This is a genomic window from Acidovorax sp. LjRoot66 (assembly GCF_964253305.1).
Classification (GTDB): Bacteria; Pseudomonadota; Gammaproteobacteria; order Burkholderiales; family Burkholderiaceae_C; genus Acidovorax.
In genome coordinates, this window is sequence record NZ_CAXUQU020000001.1 from 602,213 (window position 1) to 627,218 (window position 25,006).

Sequence of the window (25,006 nt, forward strand, 5' to 3'; positions counted from 1 at the left end):
TGCGGCAGGCCTGATCACAGCGCCTTGACCAGCTCCGGCACAGCGGTAAACAGATCCGCCTCCAGCCCATAGTCCGCCACACTGAAGATCGGCGCCTCCGCGTCCTTGTTGATCGCCACGATCACCTTGGAGTCCTTCATCCCGGCCAGATGCTGGATGGCCCCCGAGATACCCGCAGCGATGTACAGCTGCGGCGCCACGATCTTGCCGGTCTGGCCCACTTGCCAGTCGTTCGGTGCATAGCCCGCATCCACCGCAGCGCGGCTGGCGCCCAGGGCGGCGCCCAGCTTGTCGGCCAGCGGGGTCATCACTTCGTCGAACTTTTCCTTGCTGCCCAAAGCCCGGCCACCGGAGACGATGATCTTGGCGGCGGTCAGCTCGGGCCGGTCGCTCTTGGCGATCTCGCTGCCCACGAAGACGCTTTTGCCCGTATCCGCTGTTGCGGCGGAGGTTTCGGTGGCGGCACTGCCACCGGATGCTGCTGCCGGGTCGAACCCCGTGGTGCGCACGGTGATGACCTTGGTGGCATCGCTGCTCTGCACGGTGGCAATGGCATTGCCGGCGTAGATGGGGCGCTCGAAGGTGTCGGGGGAGATCACCTTGGTGATGTCGCTGATCTGGGCCACATCGAGCTTGGCGGCCACGCGGGGCGCCACGTTCTTGCCGCTGGCGGTCGCGGGGAACAGGATGTGGCTGTAGTTGGCAGCAATGGCCAGCACCTGGGCAGCCACGTTCTCGGCCAGGCCGTGTTCCAGGCCGGGGGCATCGGCGTGGACGACCTTTGCGACACCGGCGATCTGGGCTGCGGCAGCGGCTGCGCCCGCGGCATTGTGGCCGGCGATCAGCACATGGACGTCACCGCCGCAGGCAATGGCTGCGGTCACGGTGTTCAGGGTGGCGCCCTTGACGGCGGCGTTGTCGTGTTCGGCAATAACGAGTACGGTCATTTGCTTGTTCTCCTTATTGTTCAGATGACTTTGGCTTCGTTCTTGAGCTTGTCGACCAGGGCGGCCACGTCGGCCACCTTGACGCCGGCACCGCGCTTGGCGGGTTCCGTGACCTTGAGGGTCTTCAGGCGCGGAGTCACATCCACTCCCAGGTCTTCGGGCTTGACGATATCGAGCTGCTTCTTCTTGGCCTTCATGATGTTGGGCAAGGTGACGTAGCGGGGCTCGTTCAGGCGCAGGTCGGTGGTGATGACGGCGGGCAGGGTGAGGGACAGGGTTTCCAGGCCGCCGTCGACTTCGCGGGTCACGCTGACCTTGTCGGCAGACAGTTCCACCTTGCTGGCGAAGGTGGCCTGGGGCAGGTCGGCCAGGGCCGCCAGCATCTGGCCGGTCTGGTTGGCGTCGTCGTCGATGGCCTGCTTGCCCAGGATCACGAGGCCGGGCTGCTCTTTGTCGACCAGGGCTTTGAGGATCTTGGCCACGGCCAGGGGCTGCAGTTCGACGTCGGTCTCGACCAGGATGGCGCGGTCGGCGCCGATGGCCATGGCGGTGCGCAGAGTTTCCTGGCACTGGGCCACGCCGCAGGAGACGGCGATGACTTCGGTCACCAGGCCTTTTTCTTTCAGGCGCACGGCCTCTTCGACGGCGATTTCGTCAAAGGGGTTCATGCTCATCTTCACGTTGGCGATGTCCACACCCGTGCTGTCCGACTTGACTCGGACTTTGACGTTGTAGTCCACCACGCGCTTGACGGCGACGATTGCTTTCATGGGAGGAACTCCATCAGTACAAAGAAATGGACGGCGCAGGCGCGTGGGCCTGCGCTGGAAAGGAGGTGAGCGTGCTGAAGGGGTTCAGGCCGGGGGCTCAGAGAACGACAGGGATCTCGGTGGCAGGCGGCGTGTTGCGGCTGCGGCCGCAGCGCACCAGGCCGTCGATCATCACCATGCCGATGCCGGGGATGTCGCCCAGTTGCACGCTTTCGAGCAGCGTGGCTCCGGCCGTGTGTTGGGCGCGGTCCATGAACACGAAGTCCGCCGCGCGGCCGGGCTCGATCAGCCCGCAGTTGAGGTTGCGGATGCGCGCCGTGTTGCCCGTGGCAAAGCAGAACACCAGCTCGGCCGGGATGTTGGCGAAGCTCGAGATCAGCGCAATCATGCGCAGCATGCCCAGGGGCTGCACACCCGAGCCTGCGGGCCCGTCGGTGCCCAGGATCACGCGGTGCGGGCACTTGAGCTCCATGGCGGCGCGTGCGGCCTCGATGGCGATCTTCTCGTTGCCGTTGTGCACCAACTCGATGGCGCGCGAGGACTTCTCGCACAGCTCGCAGACATGCTTCCAGGGCAGCGAGGTGTGGCCGCCGTTGATGTGGCCGATCACGTCGGCATCGGCCTCCAGCACCACGTCCTTGTCGATCAGGCCCGAGCCGGGGATGGACGGCCCGCCCGTGTGGATGGTGCTCTGGATGCCGTACTTGCGCGCCCAGGCCACCATCTGCTGGGCCTCGTAACCGGCCTTGACGGTGCCCAGGCCCACTTCGCCGAGCAGGGTCACGCCGGCATCGGCCATGTCCTTGAAGTCCTGCTCGACCATGCCCTTCTCGATGATGGGCGCACCCGCGATCACCTTCACGCCGCCGGGGCGGAAGTTGTCGAACGCGCGCTGCGCGGTGATGGCCAGGGCCTTCAAGCCCACGATGTCCTTGGGCCTGCCGGGCAGGTGCACCTCGCCGGCCGAGACCATGGTGGTCACACCGCCGTTCATGGTCGAGTCGATCCAGCCGATCTGGTTCTGGCGCGGTGTCCAGTCGCCGAAGACGGGGTGTACGTGGCTGTCGATCAGGCCGGGGGCCACGCAGGTCTGGCGCGCGTCGATGGTGGTGCGCGCGTGTTCGGTGTCGCAGTCCTTCTCGCGGCCCACGGCCACGATGAGGCCGTCGTTCACGACGATGGTGTCGGCGTCGAGGATGGGGCGTTCCAGGTCGCCCGAGAGCAGTAGGCCGATGTTCTTGATGACGACTTTGCCGGAGGCCGCATTGGTGGAGATGTCTGCCATGGGAAGGTACCAGTCGGATGGTTGAGGGGGAAGGCGCAAACTGCGCCGATCGTGGGGCTGCAATTCGTGTAGTGAATACTACATAAGAGGCCAGCATCGTGCAAGATGGCAAGCACTGCAAAGTGTCTCGGGGCAGATCAGGCGCTGCGGTGAAGCGGGCAGGCTGCGCGCCTGCCGATCGCCCGGATCGGCAGGGGGCTCTTGCAAGATATGGGCCTTGGGCCCCGGGGAGGGCGCGTTGCGCCTCAGGACGCCCGCACGGTCCGCAGCACGGTATCGATCATGAACTCGTCCCAGTGGGCCACGGCCTCGGGCTGGTCGATGTCTTCGCCCAGGAAGGCGGAGAGCGTGTAGCGGTTGGACTGGTAGAAGTAGCCCATGGAGGCGATCAGCAGGTACAGGTCGCGCGCGCGCAGGTCGGCGCGGAACTCCTGGCTGGCCACGCCCGCGGCCAACACCTGCTCGATCACCGAGACGGCGGGCGAGGAATACTCGCGCGCGCGCATCGACTTGGAGATGTGCTTGCCCTTGTGCAGGTTCTCGGTGTTCAGCAGGGTGACGAACTCGGGGTGCTTGCGGTAGTACTGGCTCACGAAGCGGACCACGGACTTGAGCGCCTCCACGGGGGTCTCGAGCCGGATGTCCAGCGCCGTCTCGGCGTCGTTCATGCGCCGGTAGATCTCTTCGAGCACCTCGATGAAGAGACCTTCCTTGCTGCCGAAGTAGTAGTAGATCATCCGGTCGAAGGACTTGGCCGCCTTGGAGATCTTCTCCACGCTGCCGCCTTCGTAGCCGTAGCGTGCGAACACCTTGATCGCCGCCTTGAGGATGTTGTCGCGCGTGGTCTGGGCCGCCTGCTCGCGCACGCCGGTGCGGCGGGCGGAGGGGGCGCGGGTGGAAGCAGTCCGGGTCTTGGTGGGTGTGGCCGACATGGATGATCCGTTGGGTGGCAGGGCAGCCCCTGCCATGCAGGGACCGGGCCTGCCGGGGATATTACTGCTCAGCGAAGGCTCGTTCGATCACAAAGTCGCCGGGCTTCGTGGTGTTGCCTTCCTTGAAGCCGCGCACTTCCATCATGTGCTTGAGGTCGCGCAGCATCTCGGGGCTGCCGCAGATCATCACCCGGTCTTCCACCGGGTTCAGCGCTGGCAGGCCCAGGTCGCGGGCGAGCTGGCCGTTTTCGATCACGGTGGTCACGCGGCCCTGGTGCTTGAAATCCTCGCGCGTCACGGTGGGGTAGTACTTGAGCTGCTTGCTCACCATCTCGCCCAGGAACTCGTGCTTGGGCAACTCTTCGGTGATGTAGTCGTGGTAGGCCAGCTCCTTGACCTCGCGCACGCCGTGCACCAGCACCACTTCCTCGAACTTCTCGTAGGTCTCGGGGTCGCGGATCAGGCTCAGGAAGGGGGCCAGGCCGGTGCCGGTGGAGAGCATGTACAGCCGCTTGGCGGGCAGCAGGTAGTCGATCAGCAGGGTGCCGGTGGGCTTCTTGCCCACGACAATGGAGTCGCCCACCTGGATGTTCTGCAGGCGCGAGGTCAGCGGGCCGTCGGGCACCTTGATCGACAGGAACTCCAGGTGTTCCTCGTAGTTGGCGCTGGCGATGCTGTAGGCGCGCAGCAGCGGCTTGCCGTTCACGCGCAGGCCGATCATCGTGAAATGGCCGTTGGAGAACCGCAGCGCGGTATCGCGCGTGGTGGTGAAGGAAAACAGGCGGTCCGTCAGGTGGTTGACGGTCAATACGCGTTCTTCAAGAAAGGCGCTCATGGTGCTTACGTCGGCTAAAAGTTGAAAAATAGGGCGAAAAAGCTGGCTGAAAGGCTGGGGCCGGCCGCGTCAGAGCGCGATGTCCAGGCCGGAAAGCTTGTGGCTCACAACCCTCCATTGTTCCGCATCTGGCAAAGGCGGTTTTCTTTTGGTGATTGTGGGCAGGCCGGGGGCCAGCTTTTTGTTGAACTGGATAAAGATTTCCATGCCTGCCGGGAGGTCGTCCTCGGCATAGATGGCATTGGCTGGGCATTCGGGGATGCAGACCGCGCAGTCGATGCATTCGTCGGGGTCGATCACCAGGTATTCCGGTCCCTCCTTGAAGCAATCGACCGGGCATACATCCACGCAATCGGTGTACTTGCACCGAATGCATGCGTCTGTGACTACGTGCGTCATTTTGGGGCTCCTTGTGCACCATTTCAGGGGGCGCGCAAACACTATTGCGGACTGCGAACGATTGCGCTACATTCGCCTCAAATGTAGTGATCACAACATTTAAGTTAAGTGAATGCTACACAAAACGCCATGAACGTACAAGCACAGAAAACGGTGCGAGGAATGGGTTGCCACGATGACTGAACACACCAAGACCGATGGCCTTCCAGGCATGGACGCACCCGAGCTGCCGCAGGTGCTCGAGCGCGCCCGGCCGCGCAATGAACGCATGAACACGGCCAAGGTGGAGTGCAACGCCTGCCCCGTGCTGTGCCAGATCTCCGAAGGCCGCAGCGGCGCCTGCGACCGCTACGCCAACCAGGCCGGCGTGCTGGTGCGGGTCGATCCCGTGGTGCTGCTGCGCAAGACCATGGCGGAAGGCGAGGCGGTGCTGGTGCCTTTTGCGGGCCGTGCTGCCGACGCGGGTGCCGACGGCCAGGAGGCGCCGGCTGAGCAGCCCGCCTGGAGCGGCGACCTGCTGCTGACCGAAGAGGTCTTCGTCACCGGCGTCGGCTCTTCCACCACCTACCCCGACTACAAGCCCGCGCCCTTCATCGTCGGCTCCAAGGTCGATGGCGTGGACATGGTCACCGTGGTCACCGAGGGCATCTTCAGCTACTGCAGCTTCAAGGTGAAGATCGACACCGACCGCTTCCTCGGCCCCGAGCAGGCCAACGTGCGCTGCAAGGGCGAGGTGGTGGGCCATGTCACCACGGCCGAGTACGGCTCGCAGATGCTCTCGCTGGGCGGCGTGCACCACCTGACGGGCGGCAGCAAGAAGGAAGGGCGCATCGCCAACGAGATGATGCAGATGCTGGGCAACAAGCAGGCGGTGGAGCTCACCATCGACGGCGGCTCGCAGCTCGTGATCCAGGCCGGGCATGCGCCCATCGTCAACGGGGTGGCCGAGCAGCGCATGCGCGTGGGCTGCGGCTCGGCCGCCATCGGCATCTTTGCGCGCCAGTTCTTCGGCCAGGCCGACGAGGTGGTGGTGGTGGACGACCACATCACCGGCGTGCTCACCGAGCACCAGGCCGGCCGCTGCCTGGACATGAAATCCTCGGGCATCAAGATGCGCGGGCGCAAGTCCACGCCGGGCCGCTACTTCCAGGTGGCCAACCCCGGCACGGGCTGGGGCGGCACCGACATCGCCGACCCGCTGTCCATCATCGAGACCTGGGACGACGCGGTGGCCTGGCCCGGCCTGCGCCTCTTGATGACCTCGACCACGGGCGAACACGCCAGCTGGTACGTGCTCGACGAATCGCTGAATCCGGTGGAGGCCGAGATGCCCGCCGAGGTGCGCCGCATCGTGGACCGCATCGGCGAGAACTGCGAACCCTCGATGACTTCGGTGCTGTTCCTGGGCGGTGCGGGCGGCAGCCTGCGTGCGGGCGTCACCGAGAACCCGGTGCTGCTTACTCGCTCTATCAAGAATGCGCTGGTCAACGTGACCTGTGGCGGTGCGCCGGCCTATGTCTGGCCCGGTGGCGGCATCACGGTGATGGCCGACGTGCTGCGTATGCCCGACAACAGCTTTGGCACTGTGCCCACGCCGGCCATCGTGGCGCCCATCGAATTCAGCATGCGCCGCAGTGACTACGAGTTGCTCGGTGGCCACATGGACCAGGTGCGCAGCCTGCGCGAAGTGCTCGAACGCGGCGCCTGGCACAACGATGGTGCGCCGCAATCGTTCTCGTGGCTGACCCTGCCATCGGCCAACCCCTGGCCCCTGGGCCAGCCGCCGCTGTTGGGCTGAGGGGCCTCCATGCAAGCCACCCGACAACTGCTGTCCGCCGGCCGCTGGCACCTGCAACACGGCCCCATGGACGTGATCGTGCAGGCCGAGGGCGATGCGCTCGCCGTGGCTGCGGCGCATGCGCGCGCCTGGGTGCGCTTTCAGGGCCTGCTGCAGGAGTTGGTGCGTGAGCTGCCCGCGCTGCGTGCGCCGGTGGGCGCTGGCGACTGCCCGCTGCAGGGCCCGGTGGCGCGCCGCATGTGGAGCGCCTGCCAGCCGTTTCGCCAGGACTTCATCACGCCCATGGCCGCAGTGGCCGGTTCGGTGGCGCAGGAGCTGTTGGCCTGCTACGCGGTGGAGTGCGTGCAGCGCGCCTGGGTGAACAATGGCGGCGATATCGCGCTGCACCTGGCGCCGGGCGAATCGGCCAGCGTCGGGGTGTATGCCGACATTGCGGGGCTCGATGCGGCGCAGCTGCAGGGCGGGCTGCTGCTCGACGGCGCCTTTCGCCTCACGAGCACCATGCCGGTGCGCGGCGTGGCAACCAGCGGCTGGCGCGGGCGCAGCCATTCGCTGGGCATTGCCGACAGCGTCACCATTCTGGCGGCAACGGCAGCCCAGGCCGACGCCGCGGCCACGGTGGTGGCCAATGCGGTGAACCTGCAGGATGCACGCATTGCGCGCAGGCCCGCCTGCGAAGTCAAGGACGACAGCGACCTGGGCGCCATCCTCGTCACGGTGGACGTGCCAGCGCTGCCGGCCGCCCTGGTGCGCCAGGCCCTGCAGGCTGGTCTTGAAAAAGCGCAAGAATTGCAGTCCCGCGGCCACCTGTGGTGCGCGCTGCTCTCATGCCAGGGGCAATGGATGGCGACGCCGTCCGAACGCCCGGTGCTGGAGCAGGCCGCCCCCCGGAAAATCGGCGCCGTTTTTGAAGTTGGTTCAGTATTTGCTTAATGAATTGCACAGGCCATCCCATGATCCAGATCCGACGCGTTTTCACCCACCTTGAGGAAATCCGGCACGAATTCGGACCCGAAACCGGTGCACCGCTGCTGCGTGGTGCCATCGGCGCCGTGCTCACCAATCCCTATGCCGGCCGCTACGAGGCGGACATCCTGCCCATGATGGATGCGCTGCAGGAGGTGGGCCTCGATATGGCGCAGCGCCTGCTCAAGGCCATGAACGTGCCGGCCGAGCGCATCGCGACCTATGGCAAGGGCGCCATCATCGGCGCCGCCGGTGAGCTGGAGCACGGCGCGCTGTGGCATGTGCCGGGCGGCTATGCCATGCGTGAACTGCTGGGCTGGAAGGGCGACCGCAATGCCTACGCCAAGGGCCAGGCCGAGGAAAAGACCGGGCAGCCTGCCAACGCGCTGTCCATCGTGCCCTCGACCAAGAAGGTGGGCGGCCCGGGCGCCGCGCTCGACGTGCCGCTTACGCACATCAACGCCAGCTACGTGCGCAGCCATTTCGATGCCATCGAGGTGCGCGTGCCCGGCGCACCGCTGTCCGACGAGATCGTCTTCATCCTGGCCATGACCACCGGCGCGCGCATCCATGCACGGGTGGGCGGGCTCAAGGCTGCCGACATCAGCCAGTGGAACGGCCTGCGCTGAACCCACGCCAACCATAACGACTACGAGAGACCAAGGAGCACACACATGCCAGCCAAGATCCGGAAAATCATCGTCCAGACCGACGAAGTGCGCGTGGAAATGGGCCGCGAGGTGAACCCGCCCGTGCGCAAGGCCCTGGCCATGGCCGTCATCGAGAACCCGTTTGCGGGCCGCTACGTGGAAAACCTCGACGAGCTGATCGCCATCGGCGAAGAGCTCGGCGGCCTGCTGGGCGAGCGCTGCGTACAGGCCCTGGGCATTGCGCCCGGCCAGGCGGAAAGCTATGGCAAGGCCGCCATCGTGGGCGAAGGCGGCGAGCTCGAGCATGCTGCGGCCATCCTGCACCCCAAGCTCGGCGCCCCGCTGCGCCTGGCGGTGGAAAAGGGCGCAGCCCTGGTGCCTTCAAGCAAGAAGATCGGCGGCCTGGGCGCTGCCATCGACGTGCCGCTGGGCCACAAGGACGCCGCCTACGTGCGCAGCCACTTCGATGCCATGGAGGCCCGTGTGGCCGATGCGCCACGTGCCAACGAGATCTTGGTGGCCGTGGTGGTCACGGCCGGTGGCCGCCCGCTGCCGCGCATCGGCGGCCTCACCACCGCAGAAATCCAGGGCCAGGACGGCCTGCGCTGAGCGCACCGCCACACCCGTGACCCGCTGTCTCCCCCATACTGTTCGCCACCGCTGTTTCTCTCCCATCCAATCCATCAGGAGTGTTTCCATGACGATGCTTAAGACCCTCATGCGTGCTACGGCCGCTGCCGCGCTGGCCGCCACAATCGCTCCCGCGATGGCCCAGGATGTCATCAAGATCGGTGAGATCAACAGCTACAAGGCCCAGCCTGCCTTCCTGGAGCCCTACAAGAAGGGTATGGAGCTGGCAGTGGACGAGATCAACGCCGCAGGCGGCCTGCTGGGCAAGAAGGTCCAGCTCGTGATCCGCGACGACAACGGCAACCCCGGCGATGCCGTGCGCGCCGCTGAGGAACTGGTCTCGCGCGAGAAGGTGGATGTGCTCACCGGCTCCTTCCTATCGCACGTGGGCCTGGCGCTGACCGACTTCGCCAAGCAAAAGAAGTTCTTCTTCCTGGCCGGCGAGCCGCTGACCGACAAGATCGTCTGGCAGAACGGCAACCGCTACACCTACCGCCTGCGCCCCTCCACCTACATGCAGGTGTCGATGATGGTGCCCGAGGCCGTGGCCCTCAAGAAGAAGCGCTGGGCGCTGGTCTACCCCAACTACGAATACGGCCAGTCGGCCGTGGCCACCTTCAAGCAACTGCTCAAGGCCGCGCAGCCGGACGTGGAATTCGTCGTCGAGCAGGCGCCCCCGCTGGGCAAGGTCGACTCGGGCAGCGTGGTGCAGGCCCTGGCCGATGCCAAGCCCGACGCGATCTTCAACGTGCTGTTCGGCGCCGACCTGTCCAAGTTCGTGCGCGAAGGCAACACGCGTGGCCTGTTCAAGGACCGTGAAGTGGTCAGCCTGCTGACCGGCGAACCCGAGTACATGGACCCGCTCAAGGACGAAGCCCCCAACGGCTGGATCGTGACCGGCTACCCCTGGTACGGCCTGCAGACGCCCGAGCACAAGGCCTTCCAAACGGCTTACCAAGGCAAGTTCAACGACTACCCGCGCCTGGGCTCGGTGGTCGGCTACAGCGCCATCAAGTCGCTGGCCGAAGGCATCAAGAAGGCCGGCTCCACCGACACCGAAAAGCTCGTTGTCGCGTTCAAGGGCCTGCAGGTGCCCACACCGTTCGGCCGCATCACCTACCGCCCCGAGGACAACCAGTCCACCATGGGCGGCTACGTGGGCCGCACCAAGAACGAGGGTGGCAAGGGCGTGATGGTCGACTACCGCTACGTGGACGGCGCCAAGGTGCAGCCCACGAACGACGAAGTCAAGAAGATGCGCCCGGCCGACTGAGCACCGGTCCCCGGCTGACGGCGGTTCCGGCGGGCCCTTGCGCCCGCTGGCCGCTGCAGCCATATTGCAATCCCACAAGCACAAAACGGGCAGATGACATGCCCGAGGGATGGGGTCTGTTAGCACTGATTTCAGGGATCGCGTTGCCCGGCCTGGGGGCTGGATGCAAGGCGCCCGCGTGCAGCAAGGTAGGAACCTTGCAAGCGCGGGCAACGCCGCAGACGGCCCCCAGGCCGGGCAACCCGAAGGGAAGGCCCTTGCCGGCGCGCCACTCGTCGTTGCGCTCCTGGCATGTGCAAGAGCACACGCTACGTCACGCGCCTAGATTGGCCCGCCGGCAATGGCCTTCGCGACCCTGAAATCAGTGCTAACAGACCCCCACCTTTGCCGTGACCCCGAAGGATCTGGAATGAGTTTATCGAGTTTTATCGTTCAGCTGCTCAATGGACTGGCGGGGGCCTCCTCGCTGTTCCTCGTGGGCGCCGGGCTATCGCTGATCTTCGGCGTCACGCGCATCGTGAACTTTGCGCATGGCTCGTTCTTCATGGTGGGCATCTACGTCGCCTACTCCATGGTGGCCAAGCTGGGCACAGGCCTGGGCTTCTGGCCTGCGCTGCTGCTGTCGGCCGTGGTGGTCGGCGCGCTCGGTGCCCTGGTGGAGGTGGTGCTGCTGCGCCGCATCTACAAGGCACCCGAGCTGTTCCAGCTGCTGGCGACCTTTGCGCTGGTGCTGGTGATCAAGGACGCCGCGCTGTGGATCTGGGGCCCCGAGGAACTGCTCGGCCCGCGTGCGCCGGGCCTGTCGGGCTCGGTCAGCATCCTGGGGCGGCAATTCCCCTCGTACGACCTGTTCCTGATCGTCGTCGGCCCGGTGGTGCTGGGCCTGCTGTGGCTCTTGCTCACCCGCACCCGCTGGGGCACGCTGGTGCGTGCCGCCACGCAGGACCGCGAGATGGTCAGCGCCCTGGGCGTGAACCAGGCCTGGCTGTTCACAGCGGTGTTCGCCCTGGGCGCCCTGCTGGCGGGCCTGGGCGGTGCGCTGCAGCTGCCGCGCGAACCGGCCACGCTGGAGATGGACCTGAACACCATCGGCGCCGCCTTCGTGGTGGTGGTGGTGGGTGGCATGGGCTCCATCCCGGGCGCCTACGTGGCCGCGCTGCTGATCGCCGAGATCAAGGCCATCTGCATCTGGCTCGGCGTGGTCGAAATCTTCGGCTACAGCGTCTCGTTCTCCAAGCTCACGCTGGTGGTCGAGTTCCTGGTGATGGCGGTCGTGCTCGTGGTGCGCCCCTGGGGTCTGATGGGCAAGCCACAGGCAGCCAGCCGCAACACCGGTATTCCCGAAGCGCCGCTGCGCGCCTCGCCGCCCTGGTACAAGGTCGGTGCGGCCGTGCTGGTCGCCGCGCTGGTGCTGCTGCCCTTCGTCACCACAGGCTCGCCCTATCTCACCGTGCTGATGATCGACCTTTTGATCGCAGCCCTGTTCGCCGCCAGCCTGCACTTCATCATGGGGCCGGCGGGCATGCATTCGTTCGGCCACGCGGCCTACTTCGGCCTGGGTGCCTATGCGGCGGCGCTGCTGGTGCGCTCGGCGGGCATCCCCATGGAAGCGGCCCTGTTGCTGGCCCCCCTGGCCGCTGCGGCCGGTGCGCTGATCTACGGCTGGTTCTGCGTGCGCCTGTCGGGCGTGTACCTGGCCATGCTGACGCTGGCCTTTGCGCAGATCACCTGGGCCATCTGCTACCAGTGGGACGGCTTCACGGGCGGCAGCAACGGCCTCACGGGCGTGTGGCCTGCCGAGTGGCTGTCGGACAAGCGCAACTACTACTTCCTCACGCTGGCCCTGGTGGTGGGTGGCGTGCTGGCCCTGCGCCGGGTGCTGTTCTCGCCCTTTGGCTATGCGCTGCGCGCCGGGCGCGACTCGGTGCTGCGCGCCGATGCCATCGGCATCGACGTCAAGCGCATGCAGTGGACGGCCTTCGTCATCGCCGGCCTGTTTGCGGGCCTGGGCGGTGCGCTGTTCGCCTTCTCCAAGGGCAGCATCTCGCCCGAGGCGCTGCACGTGGGCAAGTCGGTCGACGGCCTGGTGATGGTGCTGCTGGGCGGTATCCAGACGCTGGCCGGCCCGGTGGTGGGTGCGGTCACTTTCACCTGGCTGCACGACACGGTGGCACGCAACACCGACTACTGGCGCGCCATGCTGGGCGCCATCATCCTGATCCTGGTGCTGCTGTTCCCGCAGGGCATCGCGGGGGCCATCAAGCAACTCTTCGACAACAAGCGCGAAGCCAAGGAGGCAGCATGAGCCTGCTCAAAGTCACCGGTCTGGGCAAGTCCTTCGGTGGGGTCAAGGCCGTCGACGGCATCCACTTCGAGCTGGCGGCCGGCGAGCTGCTGGCCCTGATCGGCCCCAACGGCGCCGGCAAGTCCACCACCTTCAACATGGTCAACGGCCAATTGCCGGCCGACGTGGGCTCGATCCAGCTCAACGGCCAGGAGCTGGTGGGCCGCAAGCCGCGCGATATCTGGCGCATGGGCGTGGGCCGCACCTTCCAGATCGCCGAGACCTTCTCCTCGCTGACCGTGGTGGAAAACGTGCAGATGGCGCTGATCTCCAACGACAGCCGCCTGTTCTCGATGTTCCGCAAGGCCTCGGAGCACAAGCGTGATGAGGCCCTGGCCCTGCTTGAGCAGGTGGGCATGAAGGCCCAGGCCGACCGCCCCTGCAGCGTGCTGGCCTATGGCGACGTGAAGCGCGTGGAGCTGGCCATCGCCATGGCCAACGCGCCCAAGCTGCTGCTCATGGACGAACCCACGGCCGGCATGGCGCCCAAGGAGCGCAACGAGCTCATGGCGCTCACCAAGCAACTCGTGATCGACCGCGGCATGGCCGTGCTGTTCACCGAGCACAGCATGGACGTGGTGTTCGCCTACGCCGACCGCATGATCGTGCTGGCGCGCGGGCGCCTGATCGCCGAGGGCAAGCCCCTGGAGCTGCGCGACCACCCCAAGGTGCAGGAGGTGTACTTCGGCACCGGCAAGACCTTCGAGAAAAAGACGGCTGGTGCAGCGATTGCTGCTGCGCCTGCGGAGACCGCATGATGACGACGACGATTGATTCCAAGGACGTGTTGCTGGAGGCCAAAGGCCTGCAGGCCTGGTACGGCGCTGCGCAGATCCTGTACGACGTGGACCTCAACGTGCGCCGCGGCGAGGTCGTGGCGCTGATGGGCCGCAACGGCGCGGGCAAGTCCACCACGCTCAAGACGCTGATGGGCATGCTGGCCAAACGCAAGGGCCAGATCCGCTTCATGGGCAAGGACCTGTCGAAAAGCGACCCGCACGATGCGGCCCGCCTGGGCCTGGGCTTCGTGCCCGAGGACCGCCGCGTGTTCACCGACCTCACGGTGATGGAGAACCTGGCCGTGGGCCGCCAGCCCGCGCGCCACTGGCCCGACGGCACGGCGGCGCCGCTGTGGACGCCCGAGGCCCTGTTCAAGCTGTTCCCGAACCTGGGCGAGATGCCCCAGCGCCCCGGCGGCCGCATGAGCGGCGGCGAGCAGCAGATGCTGACCGTGGCCCGCACGCTGATGGGCAACCCCTACCTGGTGCTGCTCGACGAACCCTCCGAAGGCGTGGCCCCGGTCATCGTCGAGCAGATGGCGCAGATGATCCTGGAGCTCAAGGCCCAGGGCGTGAGCATTCTGCTGTCCGAACAGAACATGCATTTCGCCGAGCTCGTGTCCGACCGTGCCTACGTGCTCGAAAAGGGCCAGATCCGCTACCAGGCGTCCATGGCCGAGCTGGCCGCCAACGACGAGGTGCGCAGGTCCTACCTGAGCGTTTGAAGGATTTTCCCGGCGCGGGCCTGTTGGGCCCGTACCGATCTGCCAGTGCGTTCCCAACCGGAGTGTCCGCCATGATGATCCCTGCCCAGCGCCGTTTCTTCCTCCAATCCGCCGCCGCCCTCACCCTCGCGGGGGCCGGCATGCCCCTGGCCTTTGCAGCGGGCAAGATCAAGCCCGGCGAACGCGCAGCGCTGATCGTCGTGGACGTGCAGAACTGCTTCGTGCCCGGTGGCACGCTGCCCGTGGCCAAGGGCGACGAGGTGGTGCCGGTCATCAACCGCATCGCCACCGCGTTCGAGAACGTGGTCGTGACGCAGGACTGGCACACGCCGGGCCATGCCTCGTTCGCCAGCACGCATGCCGGCAAGAAGCCCTTCGAGACCACCAAGCTCAGCTACGGCCAGCAGGTGCTGTGGCCCGACCACTGCGTGCGCGGCACCGACGATGCGGCCCTGCACAAGGATTTGAAACTGCCCCAGGCCCAGGTGATCCTGCGCAAGGGCTTCCACGAGCATGTGGACAGCTACTCGGCCTTCGAGGAGGCGGATCGCAAGACCTCCACAGGCCTCGCGGGCTACCTCAAGCAGCGCGGCATCAAGACGGTGTTCGTGACCGGCCTGGCCACCGACTTCTGCGTGGCCTGGACGGCCCTGGACGCCAAGCGCCTGGGCTTCGAAACCTATGTGGTGGAAGACGCCTGCCGCGCCATCGACCTCAACGGCTCGCTGGAGGCGGCCTGGAAGCAGATGAAGGCCAAAGGCGTCAAGCGCATCCAGTCGAGCGACCTCGACGTCGCCTGAGCCATGGGCACGGGACTTGCAAACCATCGGTGGCTGCCGCCTGGCCGGCAGCGTGGGAATCCGTCTTTGACGGTTTCGCAACACCCCCTGTAAATGGTTGCACAGTCCCTCGTGTTGCGGGGAAACTGCCACCTTTGATGTAAGGAGCGTTTCATGAAGTACCGTGGGATGAGGGATGGGCGCACCGACCGCAGGGCCGTGCTGATGGCCATGGCGGCGACGGCCCTGGGCAGTTCGGCGACGACGGCCATGGCGGCAGAGACCGGGGTGACGGACAAGAGCATCAAAGTGGGGCAGTCCGCTGTTTTCACCGGGCCCGCCAAGGACTTCGGCGTGGACTACAAGGCCGGCATCTCCCTGTACTTCGACCGCACCAACAAGGCCGGCGGGGTGTTCGAGCGCAAGCTCGAACTCGTCTCGCTCGACGACGCCTACGAGCCCAAGAAGACCGCCGAGAACACGGCGCGCCTGATCGACGAGGAGAAGGTATTCGCCCTGATCGGCTACGTGGCCACGGGCAACCTGATCGCCGCCATGCCGCTGGCCGAGAAGGCCGGCGTGCCCATGTTCGCGCCGCTGGTGGGCACCACCTCGTTTCGCACCACGCACAACCGCTACCTGTTCCACGTGCGCGCCAGCTACGAGACCGAGCTGCGCAAGATCGTGGGCCACTTGGCCACGCTGGGCATCACCAACATCGCGGTCGCCTACCAGAACAGCGCGTTCGGCAAGTCCAACCTTGAGACCTGCCTGCAGATCGCCCAGGGCCTGAAGGTCAAGGTGGTCGAGTCGGTGCCTCTGGAGATTGCCGCCACCGACGCCAAGGCCCAGGTGGCCCAGCTCACCAAGGCCCAGCCCGGCGCGGTGGTGATGATCATGGCCGGCAAGATGGTCGAGGTGTTCCTGCGCGACTACCGTGCCGGTGGCGGCGCCGCGCCGCTGTACACCATCTCGGTGGGCATCACCGATGCGCCGGGCTCGGCCCAGCGCCTGAACGGCGGCATCGAGGGCCTGGTCACGGCCAGCATCGTGCCCTCGCCGCAGGCCAGCCGCCTGCCCATCGTGGTCGACTACCGCAAGGACCGCACCGATGCCGGTGCCAAGATCGACAGCTACACCATGCTCGAAGGCTATATCGCCGCGCGCGTGTTCGTCGAAGGCCTCAGGCGCGCGGGGCGCAACCTCACGCGCGAGGCCTTCATCAAGGCCATGGAAGACATGGGTACCACCAAGTTCGGCGATTTCCCGGTGCAGTACGGTCCGAACAACCACAATGGGTCCAACTTCGTGGACCTGGAGATGTACACCCGCACCGGCAGCCTGCGCCGCTGACGTTTCATTCAGGATCCATGCAGACCCCAGCCACCGTTCTCACCCTTTCCGTCAATGGCCAGCCATGTGAGCTGCCAGCAGGTGCCCCGGGCGCGGGCGCCACGCTGCTGCATGTGCTGCGCAACGACCTCTCGCTCAACGGCCCCAAGTACGGCTGCGGCCTGGGCCAGTGCGGCGCCTGCACGGTGCTGGTGGACGGGGTGGCGGCACGCGCCTGCGTGATCCCTGCGCACGGCGTGGCGGGGCGGGAGGTGACGACGCTGGAGGGCCTGCCCGCGCGCTGCCATGGTGCAAGCTGTGAGGGAGGGCTGCATCCGGTACAGCAGGCCTTCGTGGACGAGCAGGCGGCCCAGTGCGGCTACTGCCTCAACGGCATGGTGATGATGGCGGTGGCCCTGCTTGAACGCAACCCCGATCCCGACGTGGCCGCCATCCGCCGCGAGCTCTCGGGCAACCTGTGCCGCTGCGGCACGCATGTGGAGATCATCCGCGCCGTGCAGCGCGCGGCGGTGCTGGTGCGCGGGGTGGCCGCATGAGCGCGCCCCCTGTAGCGCTGCGCGCGCACAGCCCGCTCACGCGCGCTGACTTCCATGCCGCACAGGGGGTGCTGCTGGTCGTGCGCAACCCGCCGCCCGCACCCCCGCCTGTGAAGGGCCAGCCCGCGCTGGTGGCCGGCAACCCGGCCGAGGGCGTGGAGATCCTGCTGGCCGTGTGGGACGATGGCAGCGTGACCGCCCTCAATGGCCACGTCGACCTGGGCACCGGCATCCGCACGGCGCTCGCGCAGATCGTGGCCGAGGAGCTGGACGTTCCCCTTGAGCGCGTGAACATGGTGCTGGGCGATACCACGCGCGCGCCCAACCAGGGCGCGACCATTGCCAGCGCCTCGATCCAGATACACGCCAAGCCCCTGCGCACCGCCGCAGCGCAGGCGCGCCACTGGCTGGTGGCCCAGGCCGCCGAGCGCCTGGGCGTGGCGCCTGATGCGCTGCAGGTGCAGGCCGGCGTGGTGCAGGTGGCGGCCGACCCAGGCCGCCAGGTGGCCTATGGCGAGCTGCTGGCCGGCGCGCACACCGTGCTGGAGCTGGCCGAGGCCACGCCCACCAAGCCCGCGGCCGACTACACCGTGGTCGGCCAGTCGGTGCCGCGCGTGGACATACCCGCCAAGGTCAGCGGCGAGCTGGTCTTCGTGCACGACATGCGCGTGCCCGGCATGCTGCACGGCCGCGTGGTGCGCCCGCCCTATGCGGGTGCCGACCATGGCGATTTCATCGGCAACACGCTCGAATCGGTGGACCAGTCGTCCATCGCGCACATCCCGGGCATCCGCGCGGTGGTGGTGGTGCGCGACTTCGTGGGCATCGTCGCCGAGCGCGAGGAACAGGCCGAGGAGGCGATGCGTGCGCTGCGCGTGCACTGGAAGCCCTGGCCGGGATTTCCCCGGCAGGACAGCCCGGACGCCCTGGCACAGGCCATACGCGCCAACCCCTCCACGCAACGCCGCCTGGTGGACGAGGGCGACGTGGACGCCGCGCTGGCCGGCGCCGCGCAGTCCCTGCCGCGCACCTATGTCTGGCCCTACCAACTGCACGGCTCCATCGGGCCCTCGTGCGCGGTGGCCGAGTGGCGCCAGGACGAGGCCTCGGGCCGTGCCCGCATGGCCGTCTGGGCCGGCACGCAGAACCCCCATGTGCTGCGCGCCGACCTGGCGCGCCTGATGGGCATGGCCGATGTGGACATCGATCTGGTGCGCATGGAGGCGGCCGGCTGCTACGGCCGCAACGGCGCCGACGACGTGGCCGCCGATGCCGCGCTGCTGTCGCGTGCCGTGGGGGCTCCCGTGCGCGTGCAGCTCACGCGCGAGCAGGAGCACCTGTGGGAGCCCAAGGGCACGGCCCAGCTCATGCAGGTGCGCGGCGGGCTCAATGCCAATGGCTCGGTGGCCGCCTACGATTTCGAGACATCCTACCCGTCCAACGGCGCGCCCACGCTGGCGCTGCTGCTCACGCGCACCATCGAGCCGCTGGCCCAGGCCTACGAGATGGGCGACCGCACGGCGCGCCCGCCCTACGACTTCGACAACCTGCGCGTGGCCGTGAACGACATGGCGCCCATCGTGCGTGCCTCGTGGCTGCGCGGCGTCTCGGCCCTGCCCAATTCGTTCGCGCATGAATCCTATGTGGACGAGTTGGCCACCGCGGCTGGCGTGGACCCGGTCGAGTTTCGTCTGCAGCTCTTGAGCGACCCGCGCGCGGCAGAACTCGTGAAGGCCACGGCCGAGAAGGCTGGCTGGCTGCCCCACACCGGCCCGCGCGTGCCCGGCCCCGCGGACCTGCAGGGCACCGACGGCGATTGGGTCCAGGGCCAGGGCTTTGCCTACGCGCGCTACATCCACAGCAAGTGGCCGGGCTTTGGCGCGGCCTGGGCCGCCTGGGTGGCCGATGTGGATGTGAACAAGAAGACCGGCGAGGTGCATGTGCGCCGCGTCGTCGTGGGTCACGATGCGGGCATGATGGTCAACCCCGCAGGGGTGCAGCACCAGGTGCATGGCAACGTGGTGCAGACCACCAGCCGGGCCCTCAAGGAGCAGGTGCGCTTCGACCCGGTCACGCAGGCGGTGGACACACGCGAGTGGGGCAGCTACCCCATCCTGAGCTTTCGCGAGGTGCCGGTCATCGAGGTCATGCACATGCCCCGGCAGGACGAGGCGCCGCTGGGCTCGGGCGAGTCCTCGTCGGTGCCCGGCACGGCGGCCATTGCCAACGCCATCTTCGACGCCACGGGCGTGCGCTTTCGCGCGCCGCCCTTCACGCCCGAGGTGGTGCGCGCGGGGCTCAACCCGCTGGGCGCAGCAGCTGGGCAGGGCGGTGCCGCCCCTGCAGGGTCGCCGGCAGAGCCGGCCGACGTGCTGCCCACACTGGAGCTGCCCGCCCCGGCCGTTCCCGCCACGGCCACCTGGCCGCGCCGGCGCAGCCACTGGGCGCGTGCATTGGCCCTGGCTGCCGGCGGCCTGGCCATGGGGGCGGCGCTGCTGGGCTGGCGCCCGGCCATCGCACCGGTCGCACAGACGGCAGGTGCTTCGGTCTACAACGCCGCCACCATAGAACGTGGGCGCCTGGTGGCGGCTGCCGGCGACTGCGTGGTTTGCCACACGGCCCCGGGCGGAACGCCGAATGCCGGTGGGCGCGCCATGGACACGCCCTTCGGGACCGTCACCACCACCAACCTCACGCCCGACGCGCAGACCGGCCTGGGCCTGTGGTCCTTCAGCGCCTTCCAGCGCGCCATGCGCGAGGGCATCTCGCGCGACGGCAAGCACCTGTACCCGGCCTTTCCCTACACATCCTTCGCGAAGATGGACGACGACGACCTGACCGCGCTGTACGCCTGGCTCATGGCCCAGCCGCCGGTGCGCTCCGAAGTGCCGGCCACGCAGCTGGCCTTTCCGTTCAGCGTGCGCCCGCTCATGGCGGGCTGGAACGCGCTGTTCCACGACGCCACGCCCTGGAAGCCCGACCCCGCGCGCCCGCCCGAATGGAACCGCGGCGCCTACCTGGTGCAGGGCGTGGGCCACTGTGGCGCCTGCCACACACCGCGCAATGCGCTGGGTGCGGAGATGGGCGGCGCGGCATTCCTTTCGGGCGCGCTGGTCGATGGCTGGGAGGCGCCCGCCCTCACCGGGCTGTCGAAGGCGCCCGTGCCCTGGAGCGCCGACGCGCTGTACAGCTACCTGCGCAAGGGCCACAGCCCGGAGCACGGCAGTGCCTCCGGCCCCATGACGCCCGTGGTGCAGGAGCTGGCGAAGCTGCCCGACGAGGACATCCGCGCCATGGCTACGTACCTGGCCTCGTTCAACGCGACCCCGGAGCCTGCTGCCGAAGCATTGACGAAGGCGCAGGCCGCTGTGGCACAGGCGGCCGCACTGGCGCCCCAGCCCGGCCAGGCGCAGCGCCTGTTCGACGGCGCCTGCGCCGCCTGCCACCATGACGGCAACGGCCCCAAGCTCCTGGGCGTGAACGTGCCGCTGGCGCTCAACAGCAACCTGCACAGCGACCGGCCGGACAACCTGCTGCAGGTCATCGTCCACGGCATCCGCGAACCGGCTTCGCGCGAACTGGGCTTCATGCCCGGCTTTGGCGACGCGCTCAGCGATGCGCAGATCGCAGAGCTCGCGGGCTATATGCGCCAGCGCTATGCGCCAGGCCGCCCCGCATGGAACGATGTGCCGGCCGCGCTGGCACGTGTGCGCGCCGGTCCGGCCCATCCATAGCGTTCAGAAATGCAATGAATCCGCGTCGGCACCCATGGCATCGGCAATCAGCCGCATGTCGTGGTCGCTGATGGCGAACAGCCCGAAACGGAACGCATAGCCCCAGCGCGCGCGGTCCTGCACGAACTCGAAGTGATCGAGCAGCGGTGCGATGGCCGCCTCGCGGGCCGGCACGTAGTCCACGCCCTTGCGAAACGGCACGAACCCGCCGCCCATGTCGAAGGCATAGGGCTCGCCGGGCTTCACCAGCCCCAGCGAGACGAAGGCCTGCAGCTTGTCGCTGCCGCCCATGGTGACCGTGGGCGCGTAGTACGCGACCCTGTCGCCGGGCTTCACACGCCGCAGCGGGGCGACCTTGCCGTGGCACAGCTGCATGTAGCCGGCTTCGGGCTCGACGCAGCCGCGGCGCGCGTGGTTGGCGCTGGCCACGGCGATCCAGTTGCCGCGTGGCGCGGCCATGGCGGGCTGTGGTGCGTCGGCCCACAGGGTCGGTTGAGCCAAGGCGCTTGCTGCTGCCATACCCATGCTCCTCAGGCCTCGGCGTGCAGACCGACGCGGTTGCCATCCAGGTCATGGATGTGCGCGAAGAAGCCCATGCCCGGCGGCAGTGCCTGGCGCGGCAGGGCTACCTTGCCGCCTTGCGCCACCACCCGCTCCAGGGCCGCATCGAGCGAAGGCGAAGCATCGAGGTAGACGAGGGTGCCAGCGCCTGCTGCCAGCTGCGGCGCGGTCGGCCCCATCATCAGCGCACCACCCGCTCCGTCGGATTCCGGGTCATACGAGAACACCGCGCCTTCGCTCGGGCCCATGGACTCGCGGCGCATGGCCTGGCCCAGCACGGCCTCGTAGAAAGCCTGGGCACGGTCCAGTTGGGTGGTGGGGATTTCGAACCAGCTGATGGCGTTTTTCATGAAGGACTCCTTGTGTGTGTGAAGAAGCCCCGATGGTGATGACCTGCTGCTGACAGCGGTTTGTCAGCAGGCTTGCAGCGGTGCCGTCATTCCCTTGTGCGGTTCATTTCCATCGAAAACTTGAACCGGTCCGCCGGGTGCAGCGAGACCGAGATCTCGAACACCTGGTCGGCCGGGTCGATGTAGTGGCGCGTGATCTTCAGGGCGGGCGCGCCGGCCTCGGCACGCAGGGCCTCGGCATGCTCGCGTGGCACCAGCACGGCCTCGATGTCCTGGCGGATGCGGGCGATGCGCCGGCCGTAGCGCTCCTCGATGATGGAGCTGGCCAGCGTCTCGGGCGCATCACGCACGATGGGGCCGATGTCGGAATACGCCGGGTCGATGTACAGGTCCAGCCAGCAGATCGGGCGTGCCCGTGTGCTGCCTCCTTCCATGCGCAGGCAGGCGATGTGCAGCCAGCGCGTGCCGCCGGGGCAGGCCAGGTGCTTGGCGAGCGCCAGGTCCGCCACAACGTCGTTGATCGACTGCACCGTGCGCACATGTTCGGCACCGAAGCGCGCCAGTTCTTCCACCGTGGCGATGGATTGCGTGAAGCCGGCGCGCGGGCGCATGGCCTCCACGCGCGTACCCACGTTCTTGCGCCGCGAGATCAGGCCCAGCTCCTGCAGTTCGTCCAGCGCCTTGCGCACGGCATAGCGGCTCAGGCCGTACTGGTCGCACAGCTCGAACTCGGTGGGCAGCAACGTGCCCACGGCGAAGCGGCCCGAGGCAATGCCCTCGGACAGGTCGCGGGCGAGGTCGGTGTTTTTGGCGGCGGTCATGCGGACAGGCTCCTGCTCAGGGAAAACCCCAAATCGAGTTTTGTTCGAACATATTTACAGTTCATTTGTTCGGACATTTAAATATGTTCGTATTTTATCAACATATCCGGCCTGCCATGTCCTCTCTCCTGTTTTCCCCCGCCAGCACGGTGCTCGACTCGGTGTTGTTCCGCGATGCCTTTGGCACGCCGCGCATGCGCGAGGTGTTCTCCGACCACACCCTGATCGCCCGCTACATCGAGGTGGAGGTGGCGCTGGCGCGGGCCGAGGCGCGCTGCGGCGTGATCCCGGCCGAGGCGGCCGAGGCCATCGCGCGCGACTCGCGACTGGACCGCGTGGACTTCGACCACATGCGCCACGAGACCGACATCGTCGGCTACCCCATCCTGCCGCTGGTGCACCAGTTGGTAGAGATGTGCGGCGAGGCCGGGCGCTACGTGCACTGGGGCGCCACCACCCAGGACATCATGGACACGGCCAACGTGCTGCAACTGCGCGACGGGCTGGCGCTGGTGGAGGCCGACATCCGCGCGCTGCGCGGCATCCTCGCCGCGCTGGCCGCGAAGCACCGTGACACGCCCATGGCCGGCCGCACCCACCTGCAGCAGGCGCTGCCCGTGACCTTCGGCTACAAGGTGGCCATCTGGCTGGCCATGTTCGACCGCCACCAGGAGCGCCTGGCCGAACTGCGCAAGCGCGTGCTGGTGGTGCAGTTCGCCGGGGCTGCCGGCACGCTGGCATCGCTGGGTGACAAGGGCTTCGAAGTGCAGGCCGCGCTGGCCGACGAACTGGGCCTGGCCGTGCCCCTGACCACCTGGCATGTGGCGCGCGACGGCTTCGCCGAGGCCGTCAATCTGCTGGCCCTGGTCACCGGCTCGCTGGGCAAGATCGCGCTGGACATCATGATCATGGCCTCCACCGAGTTCGGCGAGGTCTACGAGCCCTTCGTGAAGGGCCGGGGCGCTAGCAGCACCATGCCGCAAAAGCGCAACCCGATCTCCAGCGAGTTGATGCTGGCGGCCTCCAAGGCCGTGCGCCAGCACGCGGGGCTGATGGTCGATGCCATGGTGCAGGACTTCGAGCGTGCCACCGGCCCCTGGCATGCCGAGTGGCTGGCGCTGCCCGAGAGCTTCATCCTCACCGCCGGCGCGCTGCACCAGGCCAAGTTCGCGCTCGGCGGCCTGATCGTGGACGAGGCGCGCATGCGCGGCAACCTCGGCATCAGCCGGGGCCTGATCGTGGCCGAGGCCGTGATGATGGGCCTGGCCCCGGCCATGGGCCGCCAGCAGGCGCACGACGTGGTCTACGACGCCTGCCGCACCGTCAACGAACATGGCGGCACGCTGGCCGAGGCGCTGGCCGCGCTGCCCGAGGTCATGCGCCACGTCGACCGCGCCACCATCGACCGACTCACCGACCCCGCCAACTACCTGGGCCTGGCGCCCGCCATGGTGGACCGCGCCCTGGCCGCCTCGGCGGCGCTCGACCACTGAGCCCCGCCTGATTCCCCGCTTGCGCTTTCCGTTCCATCCCACAACCATTGCAGGAGACCAATCCATGAACACCGCCAAGACCCTTGGTGCCGCCGCCGCATTGCTGTGCGCCGCCACCTTCGCCCACGCGCAGGCCTGGCCCGCCAAGCCACTCACCTGGGTGGTGCCGTTCGCTGCGGGCGGCCCCACCGACGCCATGGCGCGCGACATCGCCGACAAGGTGGGGCGCCAGATCGGTCAGTCCATCGTGATCGAGAATGCGGCCGGCGCGGGCGGCACCATCGGCGCGGCCAAGGCTGCCAAGTCGGCACCCGACGGCTACACCTTCCTGGTCGGCCACATGGGCTACATGGGCGCGGCGCCTTCGCTCTACAAAAAGCTGGCCTACGACCCGGTGAAGGACTTCGACGCGGTGTTCCGCTTTCCCGACACGCCGCTGGTGCTGCTGGTGCCCAAGAGCTCGCCCTACAAGACGGCGGGCGAGCTGATTGCAGCGGCCAAGGCCAACCCGCGCAAGATCAACTTCGGCAATGCTGGCGTGGGCTCCACCTCGCACCTGATCGCAGCGCTGTTCGAGTCGCGCGCCGGCATCGAGGTCACGTCTATCTCGTACAAGGGCGCGGCCCCGGCCATGAACGACCTGGTGGGCGGGCAGGTGGAGGCCATGTTCGACCAGAGCAACACGGCGCTGCCCCAGGTCACGGGCGGGCGGCTCAATGCGATTGCGCTGACCTCGCTCACGCCCATGCCGCAGCAGTACCCCAACGTCGCGCCGCTGGCCGACAAGACCCTGCCCGGCTTCGAGGCCGCCACCTGGTACGGCCTGTACGCACCCAAGGGTGTGCCCAAGGACATGGTGCAAAAGCTGCACCAGGCCTACCTCAAGGCCCTGGCCGACAAGCCCTGGACGGCGCGCATGGTGGCGCAGGGCATCCACCTGCTGCCCGAGGCGCAGTACGCGCCCGAGGCCTTTGCCAAACACACGGCAGCCGAGGTGGAGAAATGGCGCAAGGTGGCGACCGACGCCAAGATCCAGATCGACTGAG

Annotated in this window: 23 protein-coding genes; 14 read left to right on the plus strand and 9 right to left on the minus strand. The window is 67.5% G+C overall.

The genetic code is table 11. From position 1 onward, the window contains the following. Positions 1-14 precede the first annotated feature (14 nt). The 6 genes from ACSQ3Y_RS02835 to fdxA all read right to left on the minus strand — a co-directional run bounded on the left by ACSQ3Y_RS02835 (position 15) and on the right by fdxA (position 5,168). Positions 15-947 (minus strand): electron transfer flavoprotein subunit alpha/FixB family protein, encoded by a 933-nt coding sequence (locus ACSQ3Y_RS02835; protein ID WP_436176372.1) that lies wholly within the window; start codon positions 945-947, stop codon positions 15-17. Positions 948-967: 20 nt separating this feature from the next. After that, the gene (locus ACSQ3Y_RS02840) at positions 968-1,717 is read right to left on the minus strand and encodes an electron transfer flavoprotein subunit beta/FixA family protein (RefSeq protein WP_436176373.1); all 750 of its coding nucleotides are present in this window, start codon (positions 1,715-1,717) and stop codon (positions 968-970) included. A gap of 97 nt (positions 1,718-1,814) precedes the next feature. Then, positions 1,815-3,002, minus strand: a complete 1,188-nt coding sequence (locus ACSQ3Y_RS02845) for an amidohydrolase family protein (RefSeq protein WP_057202720.1) — start codon at positions 3,000-3,002, stop codon at positions 1,815-1,817. 245 nt (positions 3,003-3,247) lie between these two features. Next, a complete protein-coding gene (locus ACSQ3Y_RS02850; RefSeq protein WP_436176374.1) occupies positions 3,248-3,934 on the minus strand; it encodes a TetR family transcriptional regulator in 687 nt (228 codons plus the stop codon). A 61-nt stretch (positions 3,935-3,995) separates the two neighbouring features. Beyond that, on the minus strand, positions 3,996-4,769 hold the full coding sequence (locus ACSQ3Y_RS02855; protein ID WP_057202718.1) for a ferredoxin--NADP reductase: 774 nt from the start codon (positions 4,767-4,769) through the stop codon (positions 3,996-3,998). Between the two features lie 69 nt (positions 4,770-4,838). Then, on the minus strand, positions 4,839-5,168 hold the full coding sequence (gene fdxA, locus ACSQ3Y_RS02860) for a ferredoxin FdxA (RefSeq protein ID WP_057202717.1): 330 nt from the start codon (positions 5,166-5,168) through the stop codon (positions 4,839-4,841). 175 nt (positions 5,169-5,343) lie between these two features. Between fdxA and ACSQ3Y_RS02865 the strand changes: the two genes are divergently transcribed. From ACSQ3Y_RS02865 to ACSQ3Y_RS02920, 12 genes are all read left to right on the plus strand, one after another. Continuing rightward, entirely contained in the window at positions 5,344-6,966 is a 1,623-nt protein-coding gene (locus ACSQ3Y_RS02865) for a 6-hydroxynicotinate reductase (RefSeq protein WP_436176375.1), read from the plus strand. A gap of 9 nt (positions 6,967-6,975) precedes the next feature. Then, a complete protein-coding gene (locus ACSQ3Y_RS02870) occupies positions 6,976-7,899 on the plus strand; it encodes a UPF0280 family protein (RefSeq protein WP_428002837.1) in 924 nt (307 codons plus the stop codon). A 20-nt stretch (positions 7,900-7,919) separates the two neighbouring features. Further along, positions 7,920-8,561 carry an amino acid synthesis family protein gene (locus ACSQ3Y_RS02875; protein ID WP_428002836.1) on the plus strand — a complete coding sequence of 214 codons (642 nt, stop codon included), beginning with the start codon at positions 7,920-7,922 and terminating at the stop codon, positions 8,559-8,561. A gap of 45 nt (positions 8,562-8,606) precedes the next feature. Beyond that, on the plus strand, positions 8,607-9,191 hold the full coding sequence (locus tag ACSQ3Y_RS02880; protein WP_436176376.1) for an amino acid synthesis family protein: 585 nt from the start codon (positions 8,607-8,609) through the stop codon (positions 9,189-9,191). Positions 9,192-9,285: 94 nt separating this feature from the next. After that, positions 9,286-10,485 carry an ABC transporter substrate-binding protein gene (locus tag ACSQ3Y_RS02885; protein WP_235514503.1) on the plus strand — a complete coding sequence of 400 codons (1,200 nt, stop codon included), beginning with the start codon at positions 9,286-9,288 and terminating at the stop codon, positions 10,483-10,485. A 409-nt stretch (positions 10,486-10,894) separates the two neighbouring features. Next, positions 10,895-12,790, plus strand: coding sequence for an ABC transporter permease (locus ACSQ3Y_RS02890; RefSeq protein ID WP_436176377.1), 1,896 nt, complete (start codon positions 10,895-10,897; stop codon positions 12,788-12,790). Next, positions 12,787-13,587, plus strand: a complete 801-nt coding sequence (locus ACSQ3Y_RS02895; RefSeq protein WP_057202710.1) for an ABC transporter ATP-binding protein — start codon at positions 12,787-12,789, stop codon at positions 13,585-13,587. The genes ACSQ3Y_RS02890 and ACSQ3Y_RS02895 overlap by 4 nt, the downstream gene beginning before the upstream one ends. After that, positions 13,587-14,333, plus strand: a complete 747-nt coding sequence (locus ACSQ3Y_RS02900) for an ABC transporter ATP-binding protein (protein WP_428002832.1) — start codon at positions 13,587-13,589, stop codon at positions 14,331-14,333. Before ACSQ3Y_RS02895 ends, ACSQ3Y_RS02900 begins: the two co-directional genes overlap by 1 nt. A 74-nt stretch (positions 14,334-14,407) precedes the next feature. Then, a complete protein-coding gene (gene pncA / locus ACSQ3Y_RS02905; protein ID WP_057202740.1) occupies positions 14,408-15,133 on the plus strand; it encodes a bifunctional nicotinamidase/pyrazinamidase in 726 nt (241 codons plus the stop codon). A gap of 153 nt (positions 15,134-15,286) precedes the next feature. Further along, positions 15,287-16,465, plus strand: a complete 1,179-nt coding sequence (locus tag ACSQ3Y_RS02910; protein ID WP_200963937.1) for an ABC transporter substrate-binding protein — start codon at positions 15,287-15,289, stop codon at positions 16,463-16,465. A 17-nt stretch (positions 16,466-16,482) separates the two neighbouring features. Further along, the gene (locus ACSQ3Y_RS02915) at positions 16,483-17,001 is read left to right on the plus strand and encodes a (2Fe-2S)-binding protein (protein WP_436176378.1); all 519 of its coding nucleotides are present in this window, start codon (positions 16,483-16,485) and stop codon (positions 16,999-17,001) included. Continuing rightward, a complete protein-coding gene (locus tag ACSQ3Y_RS02920; RefSeq protein WP_436176379.1) occupies positions 16,998-20,735 on the plus strand; it encodes a molybdopterin cofactor-binding domain-containing protein in 3,738 nt (1,245 codons plus the stop codon). The genes ACSQ3Y_RS02915 and ACSQ3Y_RS02920 overlap by 4 nt, the downstream gene beginning before the upstream one ends. 3 nt (positions 20,736-20,738) lie before the next feature. Here the strand turns inward: ACSQ3Y_RS02920 and ACSQ3Y_RS02925 are convergent, their stop codons facing one another. The 3 genes from ACSQ3Y_RS02925 to ACSQ3Y_RS02935 all read right to left on the minus strand — a co-directional run bounded on the left by ACSQ3Y_RS02925 (position 20,739) and on the right by ACSQ3Y_RS02935 (position 22,467). Then, positions 20,739-21,254: an EVE domain-containing protein gene (locus ACSQ3Y_RS02925; RefSeq protein ID WP_436176380.1), complete on the minus strand. Its 516-nt coding sequence runs from the start codon at positions 21,252-21,254 to the stop codon at positions 20,739-20,741. An 11-nt stretch (positions 21,255-21,265) separates the two neighbouring features. Continuing rightward, entirely contained in the window at positions 21,266-21,646 is a 381-nt protein-coding gene (locus ACSQ3Y_RS02930) for a VOC family protein (protein WP_057266725.1), read from the minus strand. Between the two features lie 86 nt (positions 21,647-21,732). Next, positions 21,733-22,467, minus strand: a complete 735-nt coding sequence (locus ACSQ3Y_RS02935) for a GntR family transcriptional regulator (RefSeq protein ID WP_436176381.1) — start codon at positions 22,465-22,467, stop codon at positions 21,733-21,735. Between the two features lie 116 nt (positions 22,468-22,583). On the opposite strand from ACSQ3Y_RS02935, the gene pcaB reads away from it, so the two are divergent. Together pcaB and ACSQ3Y_RS02945 are read left to right on the plus strand one after the other, a co-directional pair. Continuing rightward, complete coding sequence (gene pcaB, locus ACSQ3Y_RS02940; RefSeq protein ID WP_436176382.1) at positions 22,584-23,960, plus strand: 3-carboxy-cis,cis-muconate cycloisomerase; 1,377 nt, start codon at positions 22,584-22,586, stop codon at positions 23,958-23,960. A 64-nt stretch (positions 23,961-24,024) separates the two neighbouring features. After that, positions 24,025-25,005, plus strand: a complete 981-nt coding sequence (locus ACSQ3Y_RS02945) for a Bug family tripartite tricarboxylate transporter substrate binding protein (RefSeq protein WP_436176383.1) — start codon at positions 24,025-24,027, stop codon at positions 25,003-25,005. Position 25,006 lies beyond the last annotated feature (1 nt).

What these genes read in the sequence shown, in the direction of transcription:
- ACSQ3Y_RS02835 (WP_436176372.1), bottom strand. Translation starts at nt 947, where the DNA reads ATGACCGTACTCGTTATTGCCGAACACGACAACGCCGCCGTCAAGGGC.
- ACSQ3Y_RS02840 (WP_436176373.1), bottom strand. Translation starts at nt 1,717, where the DNA reads ATGAAAGCAATCGTCGCCGTCAAGCGCGTGGTGGACTACAACGTCAAA.
- ACSQ3Y_RS02845 (WP_057202720.1), bottom strand. Translation starts at nt 3,002, where the DNA reads ATGGCAGACATCTCCACCAATGCGGCCTCCGGCAAAGTCGTCATCAAG.
- ACSQ3Y_RS02850 (WP_436176374.1), bottom strand. Translation starts at nt 3,934, where the DNA reads ATGTCGGCCACACCCACCAAGACCCGGACTGCTTCCACCCGCGCCCCC.
- ACSQ3Y_RS02855 (WP_057202718.1), bottom strand. Translation starts at nt 4,769, where the DNA reads ATGAGCGCCTTTCTTGAAGAACGCGTATTGACCGTCAACCACCTGACG.
- fdxA (WP_057202717.1), bottom strand. Translation starts at nt 5,168, where the DNA reads ATGACGCACGTAGTCACAGACGCATGCATTCGGTGCAAGTACACCGAT.
- ACSQ3Y_RS02865 (WP_436176375.1), top strand. Translation starts at nt 5,344, where the DNA reads ATGACTGAACACACCAAGACCGATGGCCTTCCAGGCATGGACGCACCC.
- ACSQ3Y_RS02870 (WP_428002837.1), top strand. Translation starts at nt 6,976, where the DNA reads ATGCAAGCCACCCGACAACTGCTGTCCGCCGGCCGCTGGCACCTGCAA.
- ACSQ3Y_RS02875 (WP_428002836.1), top strand. Translation starts at nt 7,920, where the DNA reads ATGATCCAGATCCGACGCGTTTTCACCCACCTTGAGGAAATCCGGCAC.
- ACSQ3Y_RS02880 (WP_436176376.1), top strand. Translation starts at nt 8,607, where the DNA reads ATGCCAGCCAAGATCCGGAAAATCATCGTCCAGACCGACGAAGTGCGC.
- ACSQ3Y_RS02885 (WP_235514503.1), top strand. Translation starts at nt 9,286, where the DNA reads ATGCTTAAGACCCTCATGCGTGCTACGGCCGCTGCCGCGCTGGCCGCC.
- ACSQ3Y_RS02890 (WP_436176377.1), top strand. Translation starts at nt 10,895, where the DNA reads ATGAGTTTATCGAGTTTTATCGTTCAGCTGCTCAATGGACTGGCGGGG.
- ACSQ3Y_RS02895 (WP_057202710.1), top strand. Translation starts at nt 12,787, where the DNA reads ATGAGCCTGCTCAAAGTCACCGGTCTGGGCAAGTCCTTCGGTGGGGTC.
- ACSQ3Y_RS02900 (WP_428002832.1), top strand. Translation starts at nt 13,587, where the DNA reads ATGACGACGACGATTGATTCCAAGGACGTGTTGCTGGAGGCCAAAGGC.
- pncA (WP_057202740.1), top strand. Translation starts at nt 14,408, where the DNA reads ATGATCCCTGCCCAGCGCCGTTTCTTCCTCCAATCCGCCGCCGCCCTC.
- ACSQ3Y_RS02910 (WP_200963937.1), top strand. Translation starts at nt 15,287, where the DNA reads ATGAAGTACCGTGGGATGAGGGATGGGCGCACCGACCGCAGGGCCGTG.
- ACSQ3Y_RS02915 (WP_436176378.1), top strand. Translation starts at nt 16,483, where the DNA reads ATGCAGACCCCAGCCACCGTTCTCACCCTTTCCGTCAATGGCCAGCCA.
- ACSQ3Y_RS02920 (WP_436176379.1), top strand. Translation starts at nt 16,998, where the DNA reads ATGAGCGCGCCCCCTGTAGCGCTGCGCGCGCACAGCCCGCTCACGCGC.
- ACSQ3Y_RS02925 (WP_436176380.1), bottom strand. Translation starts at nt 21,254, where the DNA reads ATGGCAGCAGCAAGCGCCTTGGCTCAACCGACCCTGTGGGCCGACGCA.
- ACSQ3Y_RS02930 (WP_057266725.1), bottom strand. Translation starts at nt 21,646, where the DNA reads ATGAAAAACGCCATCAGCTGGTTCGAAATCCCCACCACCCAACTGGAC.
- ACSQ3Y_RS02935 (WP_436176381.1), bottom strand. Translation starts at nt 22,467, where the DNA reads ATGACCGCCGCCAAAAACACCGACCTCGCCCGCGACCTGTCCGAGGGC.
- pcaB (WP_436176382.1), top strand. Translation starts at nt 22,584, where the DNA reads ATGTCCTCTCTCCTGTTTTCCCCCGCCAGCACGGTGCTCGACTCGGTG.
- ACSQ3Y_RS02945 (WP_436176383.1), top strand. Translation starts at nt 24,025, where the DNA reads ATGAACACCGCCAAGACCCTTGGTGCCGCCGCCGCATTGCTGTGCGCC.